We start from the raw sequence: 25457 nt of genomic DNA, 5'->3' as shown, positions 1-25457 counted from the left end.
AGAGAGCACATGAGCACTGCATTGGAAGCACTGGACACAGGCACGCAGGGAACATCCTTGGCGGAAAACGCTTACCTGCTCCTGCGCGACCGGCTCATCATGCTGGAGATCAAACCCGGCGACCCCATCAACGATGGCCAGATTGCCGCGGAACTCGGCATTGGACGAACACCCGTTCGCGAGGCCATCAAGCGGCTCGAAAGCGACCACTTGGTGGTGTCCTATCCCCGGCGCGGAACCTTCGCTACCGGCGTCGACATCACGCAATTGGCGGATGTCTCCGAAATCCGGGAACTGCTTGAGCCCCTGGCCTCAAGGCGGGCCGCCCGCATGGCCAGCCCCAAGCTGCGGGAAGAACTGCGCGAGGTTGCCACCGCGATCAGCGGCCTCGAAGGACACGACGCCGGCCAGCAGGAACTCATGCGCTACGACATCCAGGTGCACCGGCTCATCTACAAAGCCGCGGCCAATCCGCACCTCGAGGATGTGCTGATCCGCTACGACAACCTGGCAACACGCATCTGGTGCCACATGCTGGACAAAATGCCCTCAGTGACGGGCCACGTCGCGGAGCACGCTGAGCTCCTCACCGCAATCGCCGACGGCGACGAAGACCGCGCGGCCGCGCTCGCCCTGCACCACGTGGTGAGTTTCGAAGAGACGATCCGCAAGGTGCTTTAGGTTCGTGGGATACCGCTGCCGCTAGCCGTTCCTCTTCCAGTGTTTCGGCCACTTCACGTTCAAGAGCAGCAATCCCAGCAAGAGCGAATCCACTGTCATTACTCCCGCCATGAAATAAGCCCACCCGGCCATCATGGCTCGGTCACCACCGCTCGGCGGCCCGAGGTGCGGGGTTGCATCAGAACACACATACCAATCTCCTGACCCGGATCCCCCCAGTCAATCGATAGTCCACCAAGTGTGGCACGACGGCGCCTCAGAAGGAACGGCCTCAGCGATCAATGGCGGTCCGCAATGAAGAAACTAACAACGACGGCGACACGTCCTTTTCGAGGCGTGTCGCCGTCGTGCTCAGGCGTCGGGGGCCAGGCCAGGAAGCCGGGCTTGCTGCAGCCGGAATTCTGTGGGCGCGACGCCGACATGCAGGGTGAACAACCGCGTGAAATACGCAGGGTCTTCATAACCAACTCGGCTGGCCACCTTGCCGACCGGCAACAGACCTTCAGCCAGCAATGACTGTGCCAGGGAGATTCGTGTCTCGAGGATGTAGCTCAAGGGGCTCAGGCCAGTGGATTCGCGGACGATCCGCCTCAAGTCGGTGAGCGAGACCCCGGCCGCCTTGGCGCGGTCGGACATTGCAAGGGGCCGGAAAGCTGTGCTCTTCAAAGCGGCCAGTACCTGACGGTCCCGGCCCATGGGTGCGGCATCCACAACTCCCGAGGCCAGAAAGGCCAGGAGCAGCCGCTGGGTAGCCACGGACGCTTCGATGCTCCCGCGCAGCCCCACCGTGGACAGGGCGGCGTGAAGTTCAACAAACACGGCCGCAACCCGCTCCGGCTTTGCGTGCAGTCCCGTGACCGGTCGACCCGGGTCTAGAAGTCCCAGATCTCTGTAAAGCTGGACGCCTGCACCGGTGAATAAGACCCAGTGTTCGGTCCACCCATCCCCGTCTGGACCGTAGGTGTGGCGGACGCCCGGAGGCACCGAGATGAGGGCTGGAGCTCGTACCGTCCTTTTGGGCTCTCGCGGCTCCCCTTCGATGTACCAGCCCGTTCCCGATGAAATGTAGACCACCGCGTGGCAGGGAAGCTTCCGGTCCCTCGGGGACGGGACGGTGGCAACCTGTTCTCCGGCCCCAAGACAGGCGACAGCAGCATGGCCCAGCGTTAATGGTGACGTCGAATAGAGCGCCCAATTGTGCGAATAATCCAAGGCATGGTTCTGACCCGCGAAAATCCAATGATTTCTGACAATAGTCCATGGAGAATTGTCCAAGCCTGAACGAGGCTATCAGTATGGTCACATCAAACGGGTACGAATTGGACGATTCACCGGTACGCCTGGGCTACCTTGAGCCGGTCCCCACAACAGAACGAGGCGACAGGGATTCCCTGTGGTCCAGGCTTCGCCGGGACGGGTACCTCTATCTCACCAACCATCTTGACGCGGGCATGGTCGAATCGTTCCGGGAACACTACTTTTCACAGATGGTCGGCACAGGACTGCTGGAACCCGGAACCGATCCAGCCACCGGCGTCGGCGCGACGGGCGCCGTCGACCTCGGGAAGGTGCGGGAAATCCTCTTCGGGGAGATCGTCCCCGGGGCTGCTTACGAGGCGTTGACCAGCCATCCAGCCATTCACGGATGGTTCGAGTGGCTCCTGGAAGGTGAAGTCCACCTTCACAAGCGCAAGATCATCCGCCACATCCGCCCGGGAGAAGCCGGCATCGGCACGGCAACCCAGGCACACTACGACTTGATCTACCTTCGGGAAGGCAGCGAACGAGTACTTTCCATGTGGATCCCGCTCGGTGACTGCCCCGTCGAGATGGGCGGGCTGACCTATCTGGAAGGAAGCCACCACTGGGCGATGGCCGATGAACGGGAGCGTGGACTGCAGCGTCCAGCTGCCTCAATGACCGCCGACCTGCCAGCGCTGGCCGACGAGCACGACGGCCGCTGGCTGCTGGCCGACTACCGCGCCGGCGACGTCATGGTCCATTCCTCTTACATGGTTCATGCGGGCACCGACAACGTCGACCCACTCAACCGGATCCGGCTCTCCACCGACATCCGCTACCAGCGGGCTTCGGAACCGATCGATTGGCGTTGGCAGGAGCACTGGAACTACAACGATGGCCTCTAGACGCCCCAGCCAACCCTCATCGGGCCGCGTCAGCCCGGGGTGAGGACGCAGAACTCGTTGCCCTCTGAGTCGGCGAGGCACACCCATGGCACGTCTCCCTGGCCGACGTCGGCGTCGGTAGCACCCAGGGCCAGCAGCCGGGCCACCTCTGCCGCTTGATCATCGCCCGGGTACGGCCTCAGGTCGAGATGGACCCGGCCACACACGGCATTCACGGCGGGTGTGCGAACGAACTCCAGATACGGCCCAACGCCCTTGGCCGAACGCAGCCGCGCAAGATCGTCAGTCACCTCGTGCAGGGTCCATTCCATCGCCTGGCCCCAGAACCGGGCCATGGCCCGCGGATCAGCACAGTTGACCACCACAGCGGCGATGGGCCCGGTGTCCAGGTAGATCGATCGCGGCTCCAGCACGCAGAACAGGTTTCCTTCCGGGTCTGCAAGGACCGTCCACGGCACGTCCCCTTGGCCCACGTCGGCGGGCGTCGCACCGAGTTCCAAAAGGTGCGCGACCAGCTCCGCCTGATGGGCCGTAGAGGTAGTGGCGAGATCGAGGTGCGCGCGGTACCTCACAGTCTCGGGGTCCGGGACGGTGACGACATCGATGCAGACGGCTGCGGGGTCCGGCCAGACGAAGCCCACGGGTTCAACATTTGTCACGCCGGGTCCCTCGCTGGAGACACCCCAGCCGAGGGCGTCTGCCCAAAACCGGCCGAGCGCCGAGTCATCCCGAGCCTTGAAATTCACCTGAACAAGTCGCAACCCCATACCGCCCGATCCTATAACCCGGTAATACACGATGCAGCATCCCAAGACACGCAGCCCAGAGTGGCCGCCCACTTGACCGCGTTTGAGACGATGAACCACATGGACGCTGACGCAAGCCCTGCCAACGACCCCGATACCGATCCCGCCGGCGCACACCATGCCGGTGTGCAGTCCGTGGACCGGGCCATCACCGTGCTCGAAATCCTGGCGCGCAACGGCGACGCCGGCGTGAGTGAGATCGCGGAGGAAATGGGCGTCCACAAATCAACGGCGTCGCGACTGCTGAGCGCTTTGGATGCCCGCGGCATGGTGCAGCAGAACCACGAGCGCGGAAAATACCAACTCGGCTTCAACATCCTGCGCTTGGCCAGTGCCATCCCGGCCCGCCTCAGCTTGGTCAGGGAAGCGCGGGAAGACCTCGAAGCCCTTGCCGAGAAGTTCGCTGAGACCGCCAACCTGGCCGTGCTGCGGTCAAACTTCGCGGTCAACGTGGACCAGGCCATTGGCCCCAATACGCTTGGCACGCAGGACTGGATCGGCGGCCTCACGCCGCTCCACGCCACATCCAGCGGCAAGGTCATGCTTGCCGCCCTGCCTCCAGCGACGCGCGACCGTGTCCTCAGGGAAGCAGGCCAGGCGCAATACACGCCACGCACCATCACCGACCGCGACGAGTTGGAGCAGCAAATGCCGGTCATTGCGGAGGAGGGTTACGCGGCCACGTATGAGGAACTCGAACGCGGACTCAACGCCGTCGCCGTTCCGATCCGCAACCACAGTGGCACGGTGATCGGAGCCATCAGCCTTTCCGGCCCCGCCTTCCGTTTCGAGCCGGAAAAAATACCCGGCCTCCTTGATGCGCTCAAGCAGGCCGGGCATTCAATCAGCGTCAAGATGGGTTACACAGCATCCAGCGGCGGCTAGCCCTCAGCGGGGACGTCGGCAATCTTGCTGGTGACCCAGCTGTGGAACGCCTCAATGTGGTGCTCGCTGGGCACCAGGACGCCGCCCTTGGCGTAGATCTTCGAGCCCATGGCCGGCTGGCAGCGTTCGCAGGCGTCGAAGTCCTGCTCATTGACCCTGTGGAAGAGCTCAACCGATGCCGAGACGTCCTTGCCGGATTCCACCACGCTGGGCAGGTACAGCCAGTCGCATTCGACGATCGTGTGGTCCGCTGCGAGCGGGAACATCCGGTGGATGATGACGTGGTCCGGAACAAGGTTGACGAAGACATTCGGCTTGATGGTCACCGCGTAGTACCGGCGGTCCTGGTCGTCGCCGACTCCGGGGATGCGATCCAGGCCCTCGGAGCCGTCGATCGTGAAGCCCTTGATGTCCTCACCGAACTCGGCGCCATGGCCCACAAAGTACTGGGCTGCCAGTCCGTCGGCGAATTCGGGCAGGACTTCGGTCAGCTCGGGGTGGATCGTGGCGCAGTGGTAGCACTCCATGAAGTTTTCAATGATGAGCTTCCAGTTGGCCTTGACGTCGTACTTGATGCGGCGGCCAAGGCTCAGGTTGGCGATGTCGTAGTCGTCAACGGCACGCAGGTCCCCGAGGCGCTCCTCGATAGCCCCCATGACGTCTTCCTCGAACGACGGCGGCTCATCCGCGAGGCAGACCCACACGTAGCCCATGTATTCGCGGGCGTGGACCTTCACGAGTCCGTATTCGTTGCGGTCGATATCCGGCATTTTGGTCAGGTTGGGGGCTGCGATGAGCTTTCCCTCGAGGTCGTAGGTCCAGGCGTGGTAGGGGCACTGGAACGAGCGGTTGGCCTCGCCGGACTCCTCCATGCACAGCTTGACGCCACGGTGCCGGCAGATGTTGTAGAACGCGCGGATCTCTCCCTTGCGGGTGCGGTTGATAAGCACGCTCTCGCGGCCGATCTGCACGGTTTTGAACGAGCCGGCTTTTTCCAGGTCCGCGGTCCGCACTGCGCAGAACCACATCTGCTCGAAGATGTGTTCCTGCTCGGCACGGAAGATGTCTTCACTGACATAAGTGTGGCCGGGGAGAGTGGGGATCAGGCTGGGGGAAACAACTTCAGTGGTCATGCTGACTCCTATTCAGTGATGAACGTGGTTGAGGCTTGGAAGGTTTATGGGGTTGCCAGGACAGGCTGGGAGTTGCGGGCGTTGAGTTGGCGGCGCCAGCGGGTGAACAGACGCGGCTGGTTCACCCCGAGGACGCCCACCGGCTCCTCGCCCCGGTAGTACACCGCGAGGAAACTGTGGTTCTCGAGCTGCCCCGCTTCGATTTCGACGCGCTCGGCGTCCCGGGCATGGCCGGCGAACTGGAGCGTCACTCCGTACTGGTCCGACCAGAAGTACGGCAGGTTAAGCGGTTGGGGTGCGGCCGAGTGATCCAAGAGCCCGGCGACCGCAAGGGCGGCACGTTCCTGTGCGCCGGCCCAATGCTCCACGCGGTGGTGCCGCCCGCTGCGTTCGTCGAACCAGGCCGCGCAGTCCCCCACGGCAACCACGCCGGGGACGTTTGTCCGTCCCATCGAATCGCACGTGACGCCGTCGTCGATCGCCAGGCCCGAACCGGCCAGCCATCCGACATTGGGAACTGCCCCGATTCCGAGGAGTACGACATCTGCGGGACGGTACTGTCCGTCGTTGAGCCGGACACCGGTCACATTTCCTTCGTAGCTGTAATACGAGTCGATTCCCGTGTCACAAATCAGCTCCACTCCATTGATCCCATGGAGCGTGGCCATGACGGCAGCCATCTCCGGACCGAGCGGAGCGCTCAGCGGCATCGGGCTTTTGCAGATGATGGTCACATCCATTCCCAGGCCCTTGGCCGTCGATGCCACCTCCGCGCCAATGAAGCCGGCGCCAACCACCAGCAGTCGGCTGCCAGGAACGAGTTCCGGAGCCAGATCCTGCGCATCCTCGAGGGTCCGCAGCGTGAAAACATTGGATAGGCCCGCAAGTTCGGGCAGCGTGCGGGCTGAGGCTCCGGTGGCAATGACGACGCCGTCAGCTGCCACCGTGCGTCCGTCGCCGAGGGTGATGGTCCTGGTCGCGGCGTCAAAGCTCCGCGCAGGCGAGCCAAGCAGCCATTCAGCCTGCAAGGGATCTTCCGATCCCGCCTCTTCCGCCTCCAACATCAAGTGCTTGATGCCGATCTTTCCTGCCAGGAACTCCTTGGACAGGGGCGGACGGTCATAGGGCCGCTGTTGCTCATCTCCAATGATGAGTAGCCGGCCACCAAAGCCCTGCGCCCGGGCAGCGCGAGCGGCGGAAAGACCCGCCAATGATGCGCCCACGATCGCCAATGTCTCCATGGCTTCCTCCTCGCCGAGCCGTTCGAAAGTTTATTGCGCATTACGCAACAAACTTCATTATGCGAAACAGCGTGACGGACTTCACAACGCGTGTCAAGGAATCCGCGAGGAAACTTCGACCCCTTGACAAGCCCCTGTGAGGTCAATCACTCTGTTGCGTATTGTGATCAGCGTTGATCATGAGACAACCACCCCACAGGTTTTGACCAATCCGGTGAAAGAGGTTCTTGAGATGCACAGTGCTTGCCCGCTCAGCTCGTTGGCTCCGGGGGACGCGATTCGACTCGAGACGTCCCCGCCCATTGCCGTATTTCATACCGAAGAGGGCGAACTCTTCGCCCTTGACGACACGTGCACGCACCAAGACGCTTCCCTCGCCGACGGCTGGGTGGAGGACTGCTGGGTGGAGTGCCCCCTTCACGCTTCCAAGTTCAACCTCCGCACGGGAGCCGCCGATGCGCCTCCCGCCAAACTGCCCGTCCGGGTCCACGAAGTCCTGGTGGTGGACGGCCAGATCATGGTCAAAGAATCCGAGGACGCCCCCAACCTACCGCCGGGGCTGACCGTCGACGGCCACGTCTAGGTACCCCAAAACGTCCAGACCCTGCCCTTCTACTTCAGGAGCTTCCCGCATGTCCACAACACCCCGCGTCGTCATCATCGGAGCCGGCATCGTCGGCGCGAATCTCGCGGACGAACTGTCCACCCGCGGCTGGACCAACATCACCGTGCTCGAGCAGGGCCCGCTGAAGCTGGCGGGCGGCTCCACCTCGCATGCCCCCGGCTTGGTGTTCCAGACCAACGCTTCGAAGACCATGACCCAATTCGCCTCCTACACCGTGGACAAGCTGCTCTCACTCAGCGAATCCGGCGTCTCCTGCTTCAACCAGGTGGGTGGCCTCGAGGTGGCAACCACTCCGGAGCGCCTGGAGGACCTCAAGCGCAAGCTGGGCTACGCGGCGTCGTGGGGGGTGGAAGGCCGGCTCATTGACCCGGACGAGTGCGCCAAGCATTATCCGCTGCTCAACCAGGAAAAGGTGCTCGGCGGGCTCTACGTTCCCTCCGACGGTTTGGCCTCCGCCGCCCGCGCCGTCGGCCTGCTCATCGCCAAGGCGAGCGCCGCAGGGGTCACGTTCCGCGGTTCCACACCCGTGACTGGCATCGAACAGTCCGCGGGTAAGGTAACCGGCGTCGAAACGCCCGACGGCGTGATCCCGGCAGACATCGTGGTCTCCTGCGCCGGGTTCTGGGGGCCCAAGATCGGCGCCATGGTGGGCATGTCCGTGCCGCTCCTGCCCCTGGCGCACCAATACGTCAAGACCACCGCCGTGCCGGAGCTCGTGGGCCGGAACGATACCTCGCGGCTGCTTGATCCGGCCAACGGCGCCTGGATGCCGATCCTCCGGCACCAGGACAAAGACCTCTACTACCGCGAGCACGGGGACCGGATGGGCATCGGCTCCTACGCCCACAAGCCCATGCCCGTGGACCTCCGGGAGCTGCCCGAGGTTGCTGCGGCCGACATGTCCGAGCACCGGATGCCGTCCCGCCTGCCCTTCACGGAAGAAGACTTCCTGCCCTGCTGGGAAGACTCGAAGGAACTCCTTCCGGCACTCGCCGGCGCCCGGATCGCCGATGGCTTCAACGGGATCTTCTCGTTCACTCCCGACGGCGGTCCCCTCGTGGGCGAGTCCAAGGACGTTGATGGCTTCTTCGTGGCCGAGGCCGTATGGGTGACGCACTCCGCCGGCGTGGCCCGTGCCCTGGCGGAGCGCCTCATCGAGGGCCAGTCCCGCATTCCGCTCCACGAATGCGAGGTCTCCCGCTTCGAAGAGATCCAGACCGCGGAGAGCTACGTCAGCGAAACGTCGCAACAGAACTTCGTGGAGATCTACGACGTCTTGCACCCGCTGCAGCCGAGGGTCTCCCCGCGCGAACTGCGCGTGAGCCCGTTCAATGCCCGGCAGAAGGAGCTCGGGGCGTTCTTCCTCGAAGCCCACGGCTGGGAGCGCCCGCACTGGTTCGAGGCCAACCGCGGCTTGCTTGAAAAGCTCCCGGAAGAATGGCAGGCGCCGGAGCGCGAGCCCTGGGCCGCCATGTTCCACTCCCCGATCTCCGCCGCCGAAGCATGGAAGACGCGCACCGCCGTCGCGCTCTATGACATGACGCCGCTCAAGCGGCTGGAGGTTTCCGGTCCCGGCGCCGTAACCCTCTTGCAGCGCCTCAGCGCCGGAAAAGTCGACAAGAAGCCGGGCGCGGTGACGTACTGCCTGCTCCTCAACGACGACGGCGGCATCCGCAGCGACATCACGGTGGCCCGGCTGGATGAGACCACGTTCCAGGTGGGGGCCAACGGCAACATCGATTTCGACTACTTCACCACCGAAGCCCGCAAGCAGACCGCCCAGGACGTCAGCCAGTGGGTCCAGGTTCGCGACATCACCGGCTCCACGTGCTGTGTGGGTCTCTGGGGACCGTTGGCCCGCGAAGTGATCGCGAAGGTCAGCGATGACGATTTCAGCAACGACGGATTGAAGTACTTCCGGACCAAAAAGGTCCGGATCGGCGGGATTCCGGTCACTGCGATGCGGCTCTCCTACGTTGGCGAGCTGGGCTGGGAGCTGTACACCACGGCGGAAAACGGCCAAAGACTCTGGGACCTGCTGTTCGAGGCGGGCCAGGAGCAGGGCATCATCGCGGCGGGCCGCGGCGCGTTCAACAGCCTCCGCCTCGAGAAGGGCTACCGGCTATGGGGTACCGACATGACTCCGGAGCACGAGCCGTTCCAGTCCGGCCTGGGCTTCTCTGTCAGCAAGGACAAGGAAGGATACGTCGGCGCCGAGGCCCTCAAAGCCCGCCGCGAACTGCCCGTCAACCGCCGCCTGCGTTGCCTGACGGTCGACGACGGCACGTCAGTGGTGTTGGGCAAGGAACCTGTCTATTTCCGGGGAGAGCCTTCCGGATATGTCACGAGTGCCGCTTACGGCTATACGGTCCGCAAGCCGATCGCCTATGCTTGGCTACCCGCCGAAGCGGGCGAGGGTGACGCCGTCGAGATCGAATATTTCGGCAAGCGGATCGCCGCCACCATCTCCGCCGATCCCCTCGTGGATCCAAACATGGAAAAGCTGCGGGGCTGACGCCCCTCCTGGCTACCGGACACAGCAATGGGGATCACTTTAAAGGAGTTCAACTAATGGCTAACGAAAAGTTTGACTACGTCATTGTCGGTGGGGGCAGTGCCGGATCGGTGCTGGCGGACAGGCTCAGCGCAGACCGCACCAAGACCGTCCTGGTCCTGGAAGCGGGCCGCAGCGACTACCCCTGGGACCTGTTCATCCAGATGCCCGCGGCGCTCACCTTCCCAAGCGGGAACAGGTTCTACGACTGGCGCTACCAATCCGACCCCGAGCCGCACATGCACGGACGCCGGATCGCCCACACCCGCGGCAAGGTCCTGGGCGGCTCCAGTTCCATCAACGGGATGATCTTCCAGCGCGGCAACCCCCTGGACTACGAACGCTGGGGAGCCGACGCCGGGATGGAGACCTGGGACTTCGCGCACTGTCTCCCGTACTTCAACCGCATGGAGACCGCCCTCGCGGCCGAACCCGACGATGAATTGCGGGGACACAGCGGACCGCTGGTCCTGGAACGCGGCCCGGCGCGCAATCCCCTCTTCCAAGCATTCTTCCGCGCCGCCCAACAGGCCGGATTCGCACGGACCAACGACGTCAACGGGTACAGGCAGGAGGGCTTCGGCCCCTTCGACCGCAACGTGCACAAGGGCCAGCGGCTCTCAGCCTCCCGGGCCTACTTGCGCCCACACCTCAACCGCCCCAACCTCACGGTAAGGACCCGGGCGCTCGTATCGAAAATCAACTTCGACGGCACCGGTACTTCCGGCGTCAGGGCCACGGGCGTCAGCTACCGCCGGAACGGCAAGAAGCACAGCGTGGATGCCCAGGAAGTCATCCTGTGCGGCGGAGCCATCAACACCCCGCAACTGCTGCAGTTGTCCGGCGTCGGGGACTCAACGCACCTCAAATCGCTGGGCATCAAACCCGTTGTTGACCTCCCGGGCGTCGGCGAAAACCTGCAGGACCACCTGGAGGTCTACATCCAACACGCCTGCACCCAACCGGTGTCCATGCAGCCAAGCCTGAGCCTGTGGCGCTATCCGTGGATCGGCCTGCAGTGGCTGTTCGGGCGCAAGGGCCCTGCGGCCACCAACCACTTCGAAGGAGGCGGCTTTGTCCGCTCCAACGAGGACGTGGCCTACCCCAACCTCATGTTCCACTTCCTGCCCGTTGCCGTCCGCTACGACGGCCAGAAGGCCGATGCCAAGCATGGCTACCAAGTGCACATCGGCCCCATGTACTCCGATGCCCGTGGCAGCCTGAAGATCACCTCCACGGATCCAACCGCCCACCCGTCCATGAAGTTCAACTACCTTTCCACGGACCAGGATCGGCGCGAGTGGGTGGAAGCCATCCGGATTTCCCGGCACATCCTGGAACAGTCGGCCATGGCCCCGTTCAATGGCGGCGAGCTCTCCCCGGTCCATCTGTCCAGACAGACGACGAAATCCTCGACTGGGTAGCCCGCGACGCCGAGACCGCCTTGCACCCGTCCTGCACAGCCAAGATGGGTCCGGCGACAGATCCCATGGCCGTGGTGGATCCGCTCAGCATGAGGGTGCATGGCACCTCGGGCTTGCGCGTGGCGGATGCCTCGGCGATGCCGTACGTGACCAACGGCAATATCTACGCACCGGTCATGATGCTGGCCGAGAAGGCCGCGGACTTGATTCAGGGCCGCGAACCCCTCGCTCCGATCGCCGCCGAGTTCTACCGTCACGGCGCGACTCCGGTTCCGGAGGCGGACGGGCCGGTTCCGGACAGCCTCGACGGCTTAGACAGCCAGCCCGAAGCCAGCTCGGCACGGAACTAGGGGGCGGCATGAACAGTCCACAACTCACGCAGGCCCACACCGTTCGCGGCAGCTACGTCGACGGCGGCTGGCGGCAGTCCACCGGAGGAATCCGCAGCATCAGTTGCCCGGCGGACGGCACGCATGTTGCCGACGTCGCCGAGTGCAGTGCGGCGGACGCCGAAGCCGCGGTGGCGAGCGCCCGGAAGGCGTTCGACGACGGCGCGTGGCCGAGCACGCCGGAACTGGAACGCGGCGCGATCCTGCTTCGCGTCGCCGAGCTGCTGCAGCGGGACAAGGCCGCATACGCCGCGGCCGAAGCCCTGGACACCGGCAAGCGCCTGGTCGAGGCCGAGTACGACATCGACGACGTCATCGCCTGCTTCCGCTACTACGGCAGCGTGGCTGGAACTGACGCGGGCCGCGTGATCGATACCGGCCGGCCCGGCGCAATCAGCCGGGTTGTCCATGCGCCCGTAGGCGTCTGCGGCCTCATCACGCCGTGGAACTATCCGCTCCTCCAGGCTTCGTGGAAGGTTGCTCCTGCGCTCTTGGCCGGCAACACTTTTGTCCTCAAGCCCAGTGAGCTGACACCTTCCACGTCCATCCTGCTCATGGACACCCTCCGCGAAGCAGGCGTGCCCGACGGCGTCGCGAACCTCGTGACGGGAACGGGACCGGACGTGGGGGCTGTGCTCAGTTCGGATCCGCGGGTCGATCTTGTCTCCTTCACAGGCGGACTGGAAACCGGCAAGCGGATCATGGTGGCCGCCGCGGCCTCGGTCAAGCGCGTGGCCCTGGAGCTCGGCGGCAAGAACCCGAATGTGGTCTTCGCCGACGCCGACCGGGAGGCCGCGATCGACAACGCCTTGACTGCCGTCTTCCTGAACTCGGGCCAAGTCTGCTCGGCGGGAGCACGGCTCATTGTCGAAGAATCCATCCACGATGAATTCGTGGCCGAGGTGGTGCGTCGTGCACGGCTGATCCGGCTAGGCGGCCCCTTCGACGAGGAAGCACAGACCGGTCCGCTGATCTCCACGGCCCACCGGGAAAAAGTCCACGCGTACGTGCAGGCCGGTGTTGCGGAAGGCGCCCGGTTGCTGTGCGGCGGCTTCATTCCCGTAACCCCGGAGCTGGCCGGTGGCAGCTTCTACCCGCCCACCGTCCTGGACGGTTGCAGCACCTCGATGCGTGTGGTGCAGGAGGAATCCTTCGGACCCGTCATGACGGTGGAAACGTTCGCCACCGAGGAAGAAGCTATCCGGCTGGCCAATGACACTGTCTACGGGCTGGCCGGAGCCGTATGGACGGCGGACGCTTCGAAGGCCCAGCGGGTGTCCGGGGCACTGCGCCACGGGACGGTCTGGATCAACGACTACCACCCGTACGTTCCGCAGGCCGAATGGGGCGGCTTCGGACAGTCAGGCAATGGCCGCGAATTGGGGCTCGCGGGCTTGGCCGAATACCGAGAAACAAAACACATCTGGCAAAATATCAGCCCCGGGCCCAGCCACTGGTTCGAGCCGCCACAGGCAGGAGTACAGCAATGAACAGTCCTGACATATCAGTGCGCAACCTCTGGAAAGTCTTCGGACCCGGAGGGGAAAAGATCCCCAAGGATCCCGAGCTGTCGAGTTTGAGTTCCGCCGAATTGCTTGAGCGCACCGGCTGCAATGCTGCCGTGCGGGACATGAACTTCGACGTCGCCAAGGGAGAGGTGTTCGTCGTCATGGGCCTGTCCGGGTCCGGAAAGTCCACCCTCATCCGATGCCTCACCCGCCTGATCGAACCGACGTCGGGGAGTGTCCTCGTGGACGGCAAGGACGTGATGCAGGCGGGAACCGGCGAGCTTCGGGAGCTGCGTCGACGGAAAATGTCCATGGTCTTCCAGCATTTCGGCCTCCTACCGCACCGCACCGTGCTGGACAACGTGTCCTACGGATTGCAGATCCGTGGCGCCGCCAAGAACGAGCGCTATGCCAGGTCCCGCGAAATCATCGACCTCGTGGGACTCAAGGGCTACGAGCAGCATTTCCCCGATCAGCTCTCGGGCGGAATGCAGCAGCGCGTCGGGCTGGGCCGCGCCTTGGCCGGCGACCCGGACACCATTCTCTTCGACGAACCGTTCTCGGCCCTGGACCCGCTCATCCGGCGCGACATGCAAGCGGAGGTCATCCGGCTGCACAAAGAGATGGGCAAGACGATGGTGTTCGTCACCCACGACCTATCCGAAGCGCTCAAACTCGGGGATCGCATCCTGATCATGCGCAACGGCGAGACAGTCCAGTGCGGCACCGGCGATGACCTCGTCGGATCACCGGCGGACAAGTACATCGCCGATTTCGTCTCCGAAGTACCCCGCGCGGACGTCCTGACGCTCAAGTGGATCACCGACCCCATAGGATCCGGCACTCCCGGGGACGCGCCCGTCCTGAGCGCCGGCACGATCATCCGCGACGCCATCCCCACGGTCATGAACTCATCGTGTCCCGTCCTGGTTGAAGATTCCGGCAAGATCACCGGCCAGATCGACCGCGACAGCATCCTGTCGGTCATCCGCGGCACGGAAGTAGCGGCGTGATGTCCACTCTCGTTCGTGACCGAGCCCCGGTTCATACCAACCACATCCCCGTCCGCGCACCGCGCAAGCGGCTAAGCCGCCGCACGCTGCTCCTAGGCGGGGCCGCCGTCGTCTGGCTCATTGGATTCCTGTTCCTCCACGGCACGGCGACCCTCACGCTGCCGGCGTCGGAGCTGACGGACCTCCATCGCTCCCTCAACCAATTCAACGCCTGGGTGGCAGCGAACCGCGCCGACAATCCGGTGTTCCAGTACGTCTTCACTCCCTTCCGGGCCGCCGTCGACGCCGTCGCAAACCTGTTCATCGGCATTTTCGCGGCCAGCTCCACCGGGCTTCGCTTGCCGGAAATCGGCTGGCTGGGAACCATCGCGCTGCTCAGCTGGATCGCCTTCGCAGTGGGCAATGCCCGGGTGGCGCTGCTCACCGCAGCCGTCTTCGCGTTCTTCGGCCTCCAAGGGCTGTTTGTGGAAGCGGCTTACACCTTCGCCCTCGTCCTCACAGCCGTGCTGTTCACCTTGGCTATCGGCATCCCCCTCGGAGTACTGGCCGGGGTCTATGGCCGGGTTGCCAAGGTGATCACTCCGGTCCTCGACTTTATGCAGACCCTTCCCACCTTCGTGTATCTGGCTCCATTGGCCCTCATCTTCCTGATCGGCCCCGCCTCCGCAGTGATCGCCACCGTGATCTACGCGGCACCTCCGGTCATCCGACTGACGGCGCATGGAATCCGGTGCATCCCGGAGAACACCCGGGAAGCCTCCGACTCCTTGGGAACCACCGGTTTGCAGCGGCTCCTCACCCTTCAGCTTCCCTTGGCACGGCGCACCATCGTGATGGGGATCAACCAGAGCACCATGGCTGCGCTGTCCATGGTCACCATCGCGGCGCTCATCGCTGCACCCGGGCTGGGACAAGTGGTTGTCCGCGCCCTGCAATCGCTCGACGTCGGCACAGCAGTCAACGCGGGACTGTCGATCGTCCTGCTCGCCATCGTGCTGGACCGCGTCACAACGGCCGCGAGCCGCCGGGCCGAACCCGGGGCAAACCGCAAACGCCGGATATCGCGGCGAACCAGGTACATCCTGCTGGCGGCGACGCTGCTGGTGGTACTCGTCATGGTCCAGTTGTCCCGCACGATGCTCTGGGCCGCCGCCTTCCCGAAGGACCTCAACATTGGCCCGGCCATCGTCAGTGGAGTGGGCTCGGCCAGCGAATGGCTGCAGACCAACCTCTTCCTGTTCACGGTGTCCTTCCGCGAGGCAGTCACCAACGGGATCCTCAACCCGTTCCAGTCGCTTCTGACGGAAACACCGTTCTACCTCTTGGTCGCGGTCATTGTCATAGCGGCCTTTGCCCTCGGCGGCTGGAAGCTTGCTGCGGTCACGGCATCGTGCCTCGCCGTGATCATCTACCTTGGCCTGTGGAGCGATGCCATGGTCACCCTGGCCGGCACCCTCGTTGCCACCGCCGTGGTGATGGTCCTGGGCGTCATCTTCGGCGTGGCCATGGGCAGGTCCAACAAGGTGGACCAGATCATGCGGCCCATGCTTGACGCGGGACAGACCATGCCTGCTTTCGTCTATCTGGTTCCGTTCCTGGGCCTCTTCGGCGCCACACGGTTCACCGCCATCATCGCCGGCATCATCTACGCCGCACCCGTGGCCATCAAGATCACGGCCGACGGCATCGCCGCGATTTCACCCACCGTCATGGAAGCCGCAGTGTCCAGCGGCTCAACCCCGTGGCAGGTCATCACCAAGGTCCAGCTGCCCATGGCCCGGCAGTCCTTGGCCTTGGCCGCCAACCAGGGCCTGATCTACGTCCTGGCCATGGTGGTAGTCGGAGCGCTGGTCGGAGCAGGTGGCCTCGGGTACGACGTCGTCGCCGGCTTTGTCCAAAGTTCACTGTTCGGCAAGGGCCTCGCCGCAGGCCTGGCCATCGTTTTCCTCGGCATCCTATTGGACCGCATGACGCAGGCTGCCGCAGCCCACCCCGTCCGAAAAGTCCCTTCAGCAAAATCAACCGCCCACTAACGGCTCTGACGCTCACGCACTGCCCCCCCAACAAGGAGATCCCACCATGAGTAAAGCTGGACTGCTGTTGAAACGAACAATCCCCACACTCGCCGGAACCGCGGCTGCCGCCCTGTTGCTTGCCGGCTGCGGCGGCGCCACAGTCAATCAGGCGGCCGCAGCCGGTGCTTCGAGCACCCCCTGCGGAAGCGTCAACGTGGCCCTCAACGCCTGGGTGGGCTACACGGCGAATGCGGCCGTGTACAGCTACGTCGCCCAAAACAAGCTCGGCTGCACGGTGGTCCAGAAGGACCTGTCGGAACAGATTTCCTGGCAGGGCTTCGCTTCGGGTGAAGTCGACGTCGTCCTTGAAAACTGGGGTCACGATGACCTCGCGAAGCAATACATCACCGACCAGAAGGTGGCGGTGGACGCCGGACCCACCGGCAATGAAGGCCACATCGGCTGGTACGTGCCACCATGGATGGCAGCAAAGTACCCGGACATCACGGACAGCAAGAACCTGAACAAATATGCTTCCCTCTTTGCCACGTCCGAATCAGGCGGCAAGGGCCAGGTCCTGGACGGCGACCCCGCGTTCGTAACCAACGATGAGGCCCTCGTCAAAAACCTTGGCCTCGACTACAAAGTGGTCTTCTCCGGCTCGGAAGCAGCCCTGATCCAGTCGTTCCGATCGGCCGAGAAGAACAAGACGCCCCTGCTGGGTTACTTCTACGAACCGCAATGGTTCCTTTCCGAGGTCTCCCTCAAGAAAGTCAGCCTGCCCGCGTACACTCCGGGCTGCGATGCCAATGCCGAGAAGGTGGCGTGTGACTACCCCGACTACAAGCTGAACAAGGTGATGTCCAAGAAGTTCGCGGATAGCGGCTCCCCCGCCGCCAAACTGGCCAAGGCCTTCTCATGGACCAACGCTGACCAGAACTCCGTCGCGACCGATATCCAAAGCGGCATGAAGCCTGACGCCGCGGCCAAGAAATGGGTCGACGCCCACCCGGATGTGGTGGCTGCCTGGCTCAAATAGTCCCTTAACGCTCGCTGTGAAGCTCCCGGATCCTTGGATCCGGGGAGCTTCTTTTTGCATTTCAAGGCTCCATCTCACTCATCTAACGCAACCGCGTTGCAGTAATTGCGCCGCCTTCCCCCTACCTGCAACCACCCCTCCCCAACTGACTCGCATTTGTTGTCGTTTAGACCCCTCATAACGACAACTAATGCGAGCTAGTTGGGCGGAAACCGGCACCTCTTGACGGTGACGCGCAACACATCTATTCTGATGCAACAGCGTTGCGTTGAATGCAACCCCAAAATTCTTGGTGGATTCATGAAAAACGAAACATCCTCCGTGGCAGCCATCCCGGGAAGCGCTAGTGCCGGATCCAAAGGCGGATCCGGCAGCCTTCCCGACGCAACAGCCACCCCGGGCGGCCCGTCAAAGCCCGCCAACAACCACACGGTCAGCAAGGACACCCGCCGCCGCGTCATCACTGCAAGCTTCATCGGCAACTTCGTCGAATGGTTCGACTACGCCGTCTACGGCTACCTTGCCGGGATTATCTCGACGGTCTTCTTCCCCGCATCGGACCGGCAGACCGCCCTTCTCGCCACGTTTGGCGTCTTTGCCGTCTCCTTCTTCGTCCGTCCACTGGGCGGATTCATCTGGGGCCACATCGGTGACCGGCTCGGACGCAAACAGGCACTCTCCCTGTCGATCGTGCTCATGTCCGTGGCAACGTTCTGCATCGCCCTGATCCCCGGCTACAACACCATCGGTGTCATGGCACCAGTCCTCCTGCTGCTCGTCCGCATTGTCCAGGGCTTCTCGGCAGCAGGCGAATACGCAGGTGCCTCGGCCTTCCTGGTGGAATACGCACCGGCCAATCGGCGCGGACTCTATGCCGCCGTCGTACCTGCAAGTACAGCGGCGGGCCTGCTGCTCGGTTCCCTCCTCGCGGCACTGCTCAGCTCGGTGCTGAGCGCCGAGCAGCTCGGCGAATGGGGTTGGCGCTTGCCTTTCCTCCTGGCCGCCCCGATGGGCCTGATCGGCCGCTACATCCGCACCAAACTAGAGGACACCCCGGCATTCCGGGAAATGGCCGCGAAAGACACCGCGGTCAAGGCTCCGGCCTTCGCGATGTTCAAGACGTACCGCAAGCAGCTGATCATCGCGACGGGCGCCGTGCTGCTCAACGCCGTCGGCTTCTACGTGATCCTCAGCTACATGCCGACGTACCTCTCCGAGGAGCTTCACTTCGGTGCGGCCGAATCGTTCCTGGCCACCACCATTGCCCTCCTCAGCTACATCGGATTCATCTTCCTGACCGGGATCGCATCGGACAGGTTCGGCCGCAAGCGCATGCTCATCACGGCTTCCGTACTGTTCGTGGTGCTGACCGTTCCGGCGTTCATGCTCCTCGACACCGGCAACTTCCTGGTCATTGTCCTGGTCCAGATCCTGCTGGGCGGCATGCTCACGCTCAACGACGGCACCCTGCCCAGCTTCCTTGCCGAGCTCTTCCCCACGAGGGTCCGTTACAGCGGCTTCGCCGTCAGCTTCAATCTCTCCAATGCCCTGTTCGGCGGCACCGCCCCATTCATGGCAACCCTCCTCATCGGCCTGACCCACAACCAGCTGGCTCCCGGCTGGTACCTCGTGGCGGCCGCCGTCATCTCCCTCATCGCGGTCCTCTTCGCTGTGGAGACTTCCAAGAAGCCCCTGCAGCAGGACTGAAAACAACCCATCCATTGAAAGGAACACCACCCATGACCATCACCGAGAATGAAGCCGTAAGCGACGTCAGCAAGCTTGAGCGCCTCAAGGTCCTCAACAACGGAGAGAAGGTCTCCCTGACCTTCTCCGACGCAGAGTTTGAGCGACGCCTTGCCGGGCTTCGCCAGATCATGGCCGAGAAGGAACTGGACGCCGTTGTCCTGACCAGCTACCACTCCATCAAGTACTACTCCGACTTCCTGTTCACCTATTTCGGCCGCTCCTACGCCATGGTGGTCACGGCCGACGACACCGTCACGGTGACCGCCAACATCGACGCCGGAATGCCGTGGCGCCGCAGCTATGGAGACAACCTGGTCTACACGGACTGGCGCCGGGACAACTACATCTTCGGCATCCAGGAAGTGCTGCGCACCCGAGGGATCAGCGTCCGGCGCCTGGGTGTGGAGGACAATTCCCTTCCGCTGGACAACCGCAACAAGATCCAGGCTGCCTTCTCCGGCGCGACGCTCGTGGACGTTGCCCAGGCCGCGATGCGCCAGCGCATGATCAAGTCTTCCGAGGAGATCGAGGTGATCAAGCACGGCGCCCGGATCGGCGACCTTGGCGGCGAGGCGATCCGCAATGCGATCACGGCAGGAATCACCGAGTACGAGGTCGCCCTGATCGGCACCGAAGCCATGGTCCACGAGATCGCCCGGACGTTCCCCGACTCCGAGATCCGCGATACCTGGGTGTGGTTCCAGTCCGGCATCAACACTGACGGCGCCCACAACTGGGCCACCACCCGCAAGATCCAGGAACACGACATCCTGTCGCTGAACTGCTTCCCCATGACCTCGGGCTACTACACGGCCCTGGAGCGGACCTTGTTCTACGGCGAACCCGATGCCCGTTCGCTGGAACTATGGAACATCAACGTGGAGGTGCACAAGCGCGGACTGGAGCTCATCAAGCCTGGGGCGGTCTGTAAGGACATCGCCGCGGAGCTCAACGAAATCTACGTTTCGCACGGACTGCTCGCCAACCGAACCTTCGGCTACGGGCACTCCTTCGGGGTCCTCTCGCACTACTACGGCCGCGAAGCCGGACTGGAGCTGCGCGAAGACATCGACACGGTCCTGGAGCCAGGAATGGTGGTCTCCATGGAACCGATGATCACGGTCCTCGACGGCCAGCCGGGTGCCGGCGGGTACCGGGAACACGATATTCTCGTGGTCGGTGAAGACGGTGCCGAGAACATCACCAAGTTCCCGTTCGGCCCGGAATACAACATCATCGGCGCCTGACCCCCACCTCCAATGGACATGCCCAGCCTTGCGCCCGAGCAGTGGACATATGACTCATATGCTCATTGCTCCAGGCCACGGCTGGGCATGTCCTAATAAAAAGAGCCATATAGTGACCATCATGACCCCAGCAGAACCGCGTGCAGCCACGAGCGAAACCCCGGCCAACGGCGACTCCAAAGGCGCTTCGGTACTCGAGAACGCCATCGCCGTGCTCCGCAGCTTCACCGCCGTGGAACCCTTGCTGGGAGTCACCGAGATCGCCGGCAGGATCGGCTTGCACAAGAGCACCGTGTCCCGGATCCTGGCAACCTTCGAACAGGAACACCTCGTGGAGCGCGATCCCGAGTCCCGCCGCTTCCGGCTGGGCCTGGGGATGATCGCACTTGCCGGCCCGCTCCTTGCCGAACTGGAAGAGCGACGGGTGGCCTATCCCGTGCTGCGCGAACTGAGCGAACGGACGGGCGAGACGAGCGCGCTCATGGTGTGGAACGGGAACGAATCCATGTGCGTTGAGCAAATCGCCAGCCGTCACCAGGTCAAGCACCTCACTCCGCTGGGTGCCCGCTACAACGAAGCGCTCAGCTCTTCGGTGCAGGTCTTCCTTGCCGCCGAAGACGCCGACCGCGTGCGCAAGCTCCTGCGAAGCGGCTCCATCACGTTGCCGGGTCTCGATGAGGAAGCCCTCGAGGCCTACTTGCTCCGGCTCCAGGAGTCTGTGGAGCGGGGCTGGGCCTTCAATTTCGGCGAAACATCCATCGAAGAAGTCGGCGTTGCCTCCCCCGTCTTTGACCACCGCGGAGACATCGTGGCCTCCGTCCTGATCCCGGCGCCGAAATTCCGGGTCTCGCAGGACACGCTCGCTAGCCTCGGCGAGGCATGCCAAGACGCAGCCCGCAAAATCACCACGCGCCTGGGCGGCCGCGCCCCGCACTAACTCCCAAGTAACTCGCATTTGTTGTCGTTATGAGCCGCCATAACGACAACAAATGCGAGTTAGTTGGGCCAGCCGGGCGGAACCCAAGCAGTTAGCCCGCGACCACGGCGAGCGCTTCCTCGACGCTGTCCACCAGGAAGATCCGGCCCTCCATCACCTTCCCGGCAGCAAGGCTCTGCAACATAGGCCACGCGGGATACCTGTGCTCCCAATGATCGCGCCCTACGAGCACCATGGGCGTGACGGTTTCCGGGGCGCCGTAGAAGTTCTCGCACGCGTCCATGAAGATTTCCTGCACGGTGCCGGCGGAACCCGGGAGGAAGACGATCCCGCCGTTGCATAGCTCGAGCAGGATCGCTTCGCGCATGGAGTTGGCGAAGTACTTGGCGATGTGGGTGGCGAAGAGGTTGGGCGGCTCGTGCCCGTAAAACCAGGTGGGGATGCCCAGCGACGTCGTCCCGCTCGGATGGTGCTCGACGACGGCGGCCGCCGCCCGCGCCCACGCGGTCACCGAGGGACGGAAACCCGGCACCGCCGCGAGCGCCTCGAGCGCGACGGCGAAGTCGCCGTCGGGCAGGCCGCTCAGGTAGGCGCCCAAGTTGGCCGCCTCCATGGCCCCCGGCCCGCCACCCGTGGCCACCGTGAAGCCGGACAGGGCCAAGAGCCGACCCAGTCGCGCGGCGTCGTCGAAATCCTGTGTTCCGCGTTGCGCGACGTGCCCGCCCATGACTCCCACGATCTTGTTCCCGGCGAAATCCCCGTTGCCCAGGAGTTCATCGAGGGCATCTCCGATGGCGTGATCGTGCAGCGCGGCGGCGAGGGTGGCGTCCAGGCTGGTCCGTTGCCCCGGCATGATGCTCCATTGGTACACCTGGGCGTCGAGCGTGGCTTCGTACTCCGTGGAGTCGATGTCCTCGTACAGTTCGGCGGCGCTGTAGAGGCTGCCGCGGTAGGGGTTGAACGGCACGCCGCGCAGCTTCGGAAAGATGAGGGCGCCGCGGCTGCGGAGGGAGTCTTCCACACCGTCGTCGAAGGTGCAGCCCAGGAAGATGGCGCCTTGCGGATCCAGCCGTTCCAAGTCGCCCCGACGGCCCCGCAGGTCCAGCGACTGGGCGTGCCAGCCGTGCATCGTTGCGGCGCCGGAGCTGAGCAGCCGGTCGAAATGGGCCACGCTCTCAATGTCGAGCGTGCGGGGACTGGGAGTCAGGGCGCGGGACGGATTCATGGCATCAGCGTAAGCCCGAGGTTCCCGTTGCGCAGGAGTCACCCGGCCGGTGCATCATGGAGCATGCAGACTTCCGAACAGCAGAGCAGCATCCGGCCCCGGATCGGCATTCCCGTCCGCCTCAGCAGCTCCGAAGACGCCGATGCCCGTGTGGGAGAAGCGAATGAGCTCTTCGACTTTATCGTCGAACTAGTGCGCGACGCCGGTGCGGAGCCTGTACTGCTGGACGCCTCCTTCACCGACGAAGCCGGCCGGCTGGCCACCGAGCTCCGCTCCCTCAACGGGGTCCTGCTGCCGGGCGGCGGGGACCTGGATCCGCGCCTTTACGGAGAAGAAGCGACTGAGGCCTGCTACGACGTCAACCCTGACCAGGATCGCCTCGACTTGGCGGTGGCCCGTGGATCGCTCGACGCCGGTTTGCCCACCTTCGGGATCTGCCGCGGCCACCAGCTCCTGAACGTGGTGTACGGCGGTTCGCTCATCCAGGACATGCACCCGTCGTCGGTGGAGCACAACGGCCTGACCCCGGCGGAGGGTGGGCTAAGCACCTGGGCGTGGCACGACGTCGAACTTTCCCCGGGTTCAAAAGTGGCCGGGCTCTATAGCTCGCGGGACTCGGTGCGGATTGCTTCGGGACATCACCAGGCCGTGGCCCGGGTAGGCGACGGCCTGGTGGTGACCGCGGTAGCAGAGGATGGCACGGTGGAAGCCCTTGAGGATCCACAGCGCTGGGTCGCATCCGTGCAATGGCACCCGGAGGCCTCGCAGCTGCCTGATGAGGAGCGCCTCGCCCCGTTCAAGGCTTTCGTGGAGGTCTGCAGGACGCTGCGTCCCGTGGGGTGAGCGAGACGGCCAGCCTCCGCCCGCCGGAGGCAATTGCCCGTCCCCGTGAACCCGACCGCTCTGGAATTCGTCTCATCAATGTGGCAAGCACATTCGGGCCACCGGACACGAGAAGCGGGGAACCAATCATGAGGAACCACCCCAAAGCCACGTTGGCGATCGTTGCTGCGGCCGCCCTGATCGCCGTGAGCGGGTGCGGGTCGTCTGGTGGTGGTTACCAGGGCGCATCGTCGAGCCCACCTTCCGCCGCGTCCTCCCAATCGCTCACCATCACCATCAAGGACTTCGGCTATCAAGGACCGGTCTCGGTGAGCCCAGGCGCCAAAGTCACGGTGAAGAACGAGGACACCCAGGCCCACACGATCACCTCAGACGATGGAAAAGCCTTCGACGCGGCCGTCGACGGCGGGGGCGGAACAGGCCAGTTCACGGCACCCACCAACCCGGGCAGCTATCCCTACCACTGCGCGTACCACTCCAATATGCATGGAACCCTGGTCGTGAAATGAGCGCGCGGGAAATGAGCACAGTGAAATGAGCACCCGTGAACCGGCCCGCCGCAAGCCGATAAACCGCAGGCCCAAGGACATCCTGCTGCGACTGTTTGTGGCGGCAGCCCTGGTCGTCGACGCAGTGGTGCACTTCGATCTTGCCTCCGGCTACCAATTGGGTGCCCCTGGCGGAATCGGGGAAGGCAACCTGTTCCGGATTGAGGCCGTCGCTGCAGTTCTCGTCGGCCTGTATGTCCTGCTCCGCGGCAGTCGGCCGGCCTACGCGGCCGCGGTGGTCGTCGCTGGAAGCGCTTTCATTGCGGTGCTTCTCTACCGCTACGTCGACATACCTGCCCTAGGTCCGATCCCCTCCATGTACGAGCCCGTATGGTTTTTCGAGAAGTCCCTCAGCGCCGTCGCCGAGGGACTGGGCGCCGCCCTGGCAGGCGTCGGCTACCTCAGGCAACGCGGCAGCGCCCGGCGACGCCGTCGGTGAACGACACGCGGCCCCCTTCGCTGAAGGGGGCGTCCGGCTCCGCTGAAATGCACGTGCGGCACGTTGACCACGATTGGTACTGACGACTGGACATGTCCTAAAACGCGCCAACCAGCGGCCCGAACACCCGCCTCCAATTCCCTTGACCAGCCCAACGCTCCTGCTATCATCGATAAAGCAGTATGTCCTATCAAGCGAACATGAGCGGACATGCTGCCACGTCCGGGACAGTCCCGGAACACGAGGGAGCATGCAATGGCGAATCAACTTGGCCTCACTATCGACCGTTCTTCCCCTGTGCCCTTGTACCACCAGGTGGTTCAGGGCATCGAGGCCGCCATCCACAGCGGGGTGCTGGAACCCGGCAGCCGCTTGGATAACGAGATAGACCTCGCCGCCCAACTCAACCTGTCCAGGCCCACCATGCGCAAGGCCATGGATGAACTCGTCCGCTCGGGCCTGTTGGTCCGCAAGCGCGGGGTCGGCACGCAGGTGGTGTCGAGCCAGGTCCGCCGGCCCCTGGAGCTCTCCAGTCTCTACGACGATCTGACGAACAACGGCAAGAAGCCCACCACACAGGTGCTCAGCTTCTCCCACATGGAAGCCGACGCAGCCACGCTGACCGCCCTCCAGCTTCCAGCCGGTTCCAAGGTCTATCACTTCACCCGTCTCCGCAAAGTGGGCGGCAAGCCGCTCGCACTCATGGAGAACTGGGTCCGGGACGACATCGCCACCATGGACGAGTCCATGCTCGCAGCAGAAGGCCTCTACGCTATCCTGCGCCGCGGCGGCGTCAACTTCCGCCTCGCCTCGCAGCGGATCGGCGCCATGATCGCCAACGACTACCAGGCTCCGCTCTTGGAGGCGGAAGTCGGCTCGGCTTTGGTCACCATGGAGCGCACCGCCGTCGACGACACGGGACGCATGGTGGAAACCGGCCACCATGTCTACCGGGCGGACTCCTACAGCTTTGAAATGACACTCGTACAGCGCTAACGCAAGGACTTAA

21 protein-coding genes and 1 pseudogene are annotated in these 25457 nt (G+C 63.9%); 17 read left to right on the top strand and 5 right to left on the bottom strand.

Features of this window, described 5'->3' with window-relative positions; translation table 11 throughout:
- Window positions 1-9 precede the first annotated feature (9 nt).
- The gene (locus tag ACX5I4_RS04690) at window positions 10-681 is read left to right on the top strand and encodes a GntR family transcriptional regulator (protein WP_461835639.1); all 672 of its coding nucleotides are present in this window, start codon (window positions 10-12) and stop codon (window positions 679-681) included.
- 351 nt (window positions 682-1032) lie between these two features.
- On the opposite strand, the gene ACX5I4_RS04685 is transcribed toward ACX5I4_RS04690, so the two are convergent.
- Window positions 1033-1755, bottom strand: a complete 723-nt coding sequence (locus ACX5I4_RS04685; protein ID WP_461835638.1) for a helix-turn-helix transcriptional regulator — start codon at window positions 1753-1755, stop codon at window positions 1033-1035.
- 221 nt (window positions 1756-1976) lie between these two features.
- Here ACX5I4_RS04685 and ACX5I4_RS04680 point away from each other — a divergent pair, with 221 nt between their 5' ends.
- Window positions 1977-2828 carry a phytanoyl-CoA dioxygenase family protein gene (locus tag ACX5I4_RS04680; protein ID WP_461835637.1) on the top strand — a complete coding sequence of 284 codons (852 nt, stop codon included), beginning with the start codon at window positions 1977-1979 and terminating at the stop codon, window positions 2826-2828.
- Between the two features lie 29 nt (window positions 2829-2857).
- Here ACX5I4_RS04680 and ACX5I4_RS04675 read toward each other — a convergent pair whose 3' ends face one another.
- A complete protein-coding gene (locus tag ACX5I4_RS04675; RefSeq protein WP_461835636.1) occupies window positions 2858-3595 on the bottom strand; it encodes a VOC family protein in 738 nt (245 codons plus the stop codon).
- 99 nt (window positions 3596-3694) lie between these two features.
- Here ACX5I4_RS04675 and ACX5I4_RS04670 point away from each other — a divergent pair, with 99 nt between their 5' ends.
- Window positions 3695-4519: an IclR family transcriptional regulator gene (locus tag ACX5I4_RS04670; protein ID WP_461835635.1), complete on the top strand. Its 825-nt coding sequence runs from the start codon at window positions 3695-3697 to the stop codon at window positions 4517-4519.
- Here ACX5I4_RS04670 and ACX5I4_RS04665 read toward each other — a convergent pair.
- Window positions 4516-5652 (bottom strand): aromatic ring-hydroxylating oxygenase subunit alpha, encoded by a 1137-nt coding sequence (locus tag ACX5I4_RS04665; protein WP_461835634.1) that lies wholly within the window; start codon window positions 5650-5652, stop codon window positions 4516-4518. The genes ACX5I4_RS04670 and ACX5I4_RS04665 overlap by 4 nt on opposite strands.
- Before the next feature lie 44 nt (window positions 5653-5696).
- Window positions 5697-6893 (bottom strand): NAD(P)/FAD-dependent oxidoreductase, encoded by a 1197-nt coding sequence (locus tag ACX5I4_RS04660; protein WP_461835633.1) that lies wholly within the window; start codon window positions 6891-6893, stop codon window positions 5697-5699.
- Between the two features lie 232 nt (window positions 6894-7125).
- Here ACX5I4_RS04660 and ACX5I4_RS04655 point away from each other — a divergent pair, with 232 nt between their 5' ends.
- From ACX5I4_RS04655 to ACX5I4_RS04610, 10 genes and pseudogenes are all read left to right on the top strand, one after another.
- Window positions 7126-7476, top strand: a complete 351-nt coding sequence (locus ACX5I4_RS04655; RefSeq protein WP_184738179.1) for a bifunctional 3-phenylpropionate/cinnamic acid dioxygenase ferredoxin subunit — start codon at window positions 7126-7128, stop codon at window positions 7474-7476.
- A gap of 49 nt (window positions 7477-7525) precedes the next feature.
- Window positions 7526-10033, top strand: coding sequence for a GcvT family protein (locus ACX5I4_RS04650; RefSeq protein ID WP_461835632.1), 2508 nt, complete (start codon window positions 7526-7528; stop codon window positions 10031-10033).
- Between the two features lie 56 nt (window positions 10034-10089).
- Window positions 10090-11846, top strand: a pseudogene (betA, locus tag ACX5I4_RS04645) (choline dehydrogenase).
- An 8-nt stretch (window positions 11847-11854) separates the two neighbouring features.
- Entirely contained in the window at window positions 11855-13375 is a 1521-nt protein-coding gene (locus tag ACX5I4_RS04640) for an aldehyde dehydrogenase family protein (protein ID WP_461835631.1), read from the top strand.
- A complete protein-coding gene (locus ACX5I4_RS04635) occupies window positions 13372-14406 on the top strand; it encodes a quaternary amine ABC transporter ATP-binding protein (protein WP_461835630.1) in 1035 nt (344 codons plus the stop codon). The genes ACX5I4_RS04640 and ACX5I4_RS04635 overlap by 4 nt, the downstream gene beginning before the upstream one ends.
- Entirely contained in the window at window positions 14406-16439 is a 2034-nt protein-coding gene (locus ACX5I4_RS04630) for an ABC transporter permease (protein WP_461835629.1), read from the top strand. The genes ACX5I4_RS04635 and ACX5I4_RS04630 overlap by 1 nt, the downstream gene beginning before the upstream one ends.
- Before the next feature lie 46 nt (window positions 16440-16485).
- The gene (locus ACX5I4_RS04625) at window positions 16486-17460 is read left to right on the top strand and encodes an ABC transporter substrate-binding protein (protein ID WP_461835628.1); all 975 of its coding nucleotides are present in this window, start codon (window positions 16486-16488) and stop codon (window positions 17458-17460) included.
- A 300-nt stretch (window positions 17461-17760) separates the two neighbouring features.
- Complete coding sequence (locus ACX5I4_RS04620; RefSeq protein WP_461835627.1) at window positions 17761-19167, top strand: MFS transporter; 1407 nt, start codon at window positions 17761-17763, stop codon at window positions 19165-19167.
- 32 nt (window positions 19168-19199) lie between these two features.
- The gene (locus ACX5I4_RS04615; RefSeq protein ID WP_461835626.1) at window positions 19200-20456 is read left to right on the top strand and encodes an aminopeptidase P family protein; all 1257 of its coding nucleotides are present in this window, start codon (window positions 19200-19202) and stop codon (window positions 20454-20456) included.
- A gap of 121 nt (window positions 20457-20577) precedes the next feature.
- Window positions 20578-21393: an IclR family transcriptional regulator gene (locus tag ACX5I4_RS04610; RefSeq protein ID WP_461835625.1), complete on the top strand. Its 816-nt coding sequence runs from the start codon at window positions 20578-20580 to the stop codon at window positions 21391-21393.
- A 91-nt stretch (window positions 21394-21484) separates the two neighbouring features.
- On the opposite strand, the gene ACX5I4_RS04605 is transcribed toward ACX5I4_RS04610, so the two are convergent.
- A complete protein-coding gene (locus ACX5I4_RS04605; protein ID WP_461835624.1) occupies window positions 21485-22618 on the bottom strand; it encodes an LOG family protein in 1134 nt (377 codons plus the stop codon).
- A gap of 63 nt (window positions 22619-22681) precedes the next feature.
- Between ACX5I4_RS04605 and ACX5I4_RS04600 the strand changes: the two genes are divergently transcribed.
- The 4 genes from ACX5I4_RS04600 (at window position 22682) to ACX5I4_RS04585 (ending at window position 25444) form a co-directional block, all read left to right on the top strand.
- Window positions 22682-23461 carry a gamma-glutamyl-gamma-aminobutyrate hydrolase family protein gene (locus ACX5I4_RS04600; protein ID WP_461835623.1) on the top strand — a complete coding sequence of 260 codons (780 nt, stop codon included), beginning with the start codon at window positions 22682-22684 and terminating at the stop codon, window positions 23459-23461.
- Window positions 23462-23589: 128 nt separating this feature from the next.
- Window positions 23590-23970 (top strand): cupredoxin domain-containing protein, encoded by a 381-nt coding sequence (locus ACX5I4_RS04595; protein ID WP_461835622.1) that lies wholly within the window; start codon window positions 23590-23592, stop codon window positions 23968-23970.
- Between the two features lie 25 nt (window positions 23971-23995).
- Window positions 23996-24448, top strand: coding sequence for a hypothetical protein (locus ACX5I4_RS04590; RefSeq protein ID WP_461835621.1), 453 nt, complete (start codon window positions 23996-23998; stop codon window positions 24446-24448).
- Window positions 24449-24703: 255 nt separating this feature from the next.
- Window positions 24704-25444 carry a GntR family transcriptional regulator gene (locus ACX5I4_RS04585; protein ID WP_461835620.1) on the top strand — a complete coding sequence of 247 codons (741 nt, stop codon included), beginning with the start codon at window positions 24704-24706 and terminating at the stop codon, window positions 25442-25444.
- The last annotated feature ends 13 nt before the right edge of the window (window positions 25445-25457 follow it).

The sequence above is a fragment of the Arthrobacter sp. MMS24-S77 genome, assembly GCF_054888235.1.
This window is presented reverse-complemented; position numbering and strand designations above follow the sequence as displayed.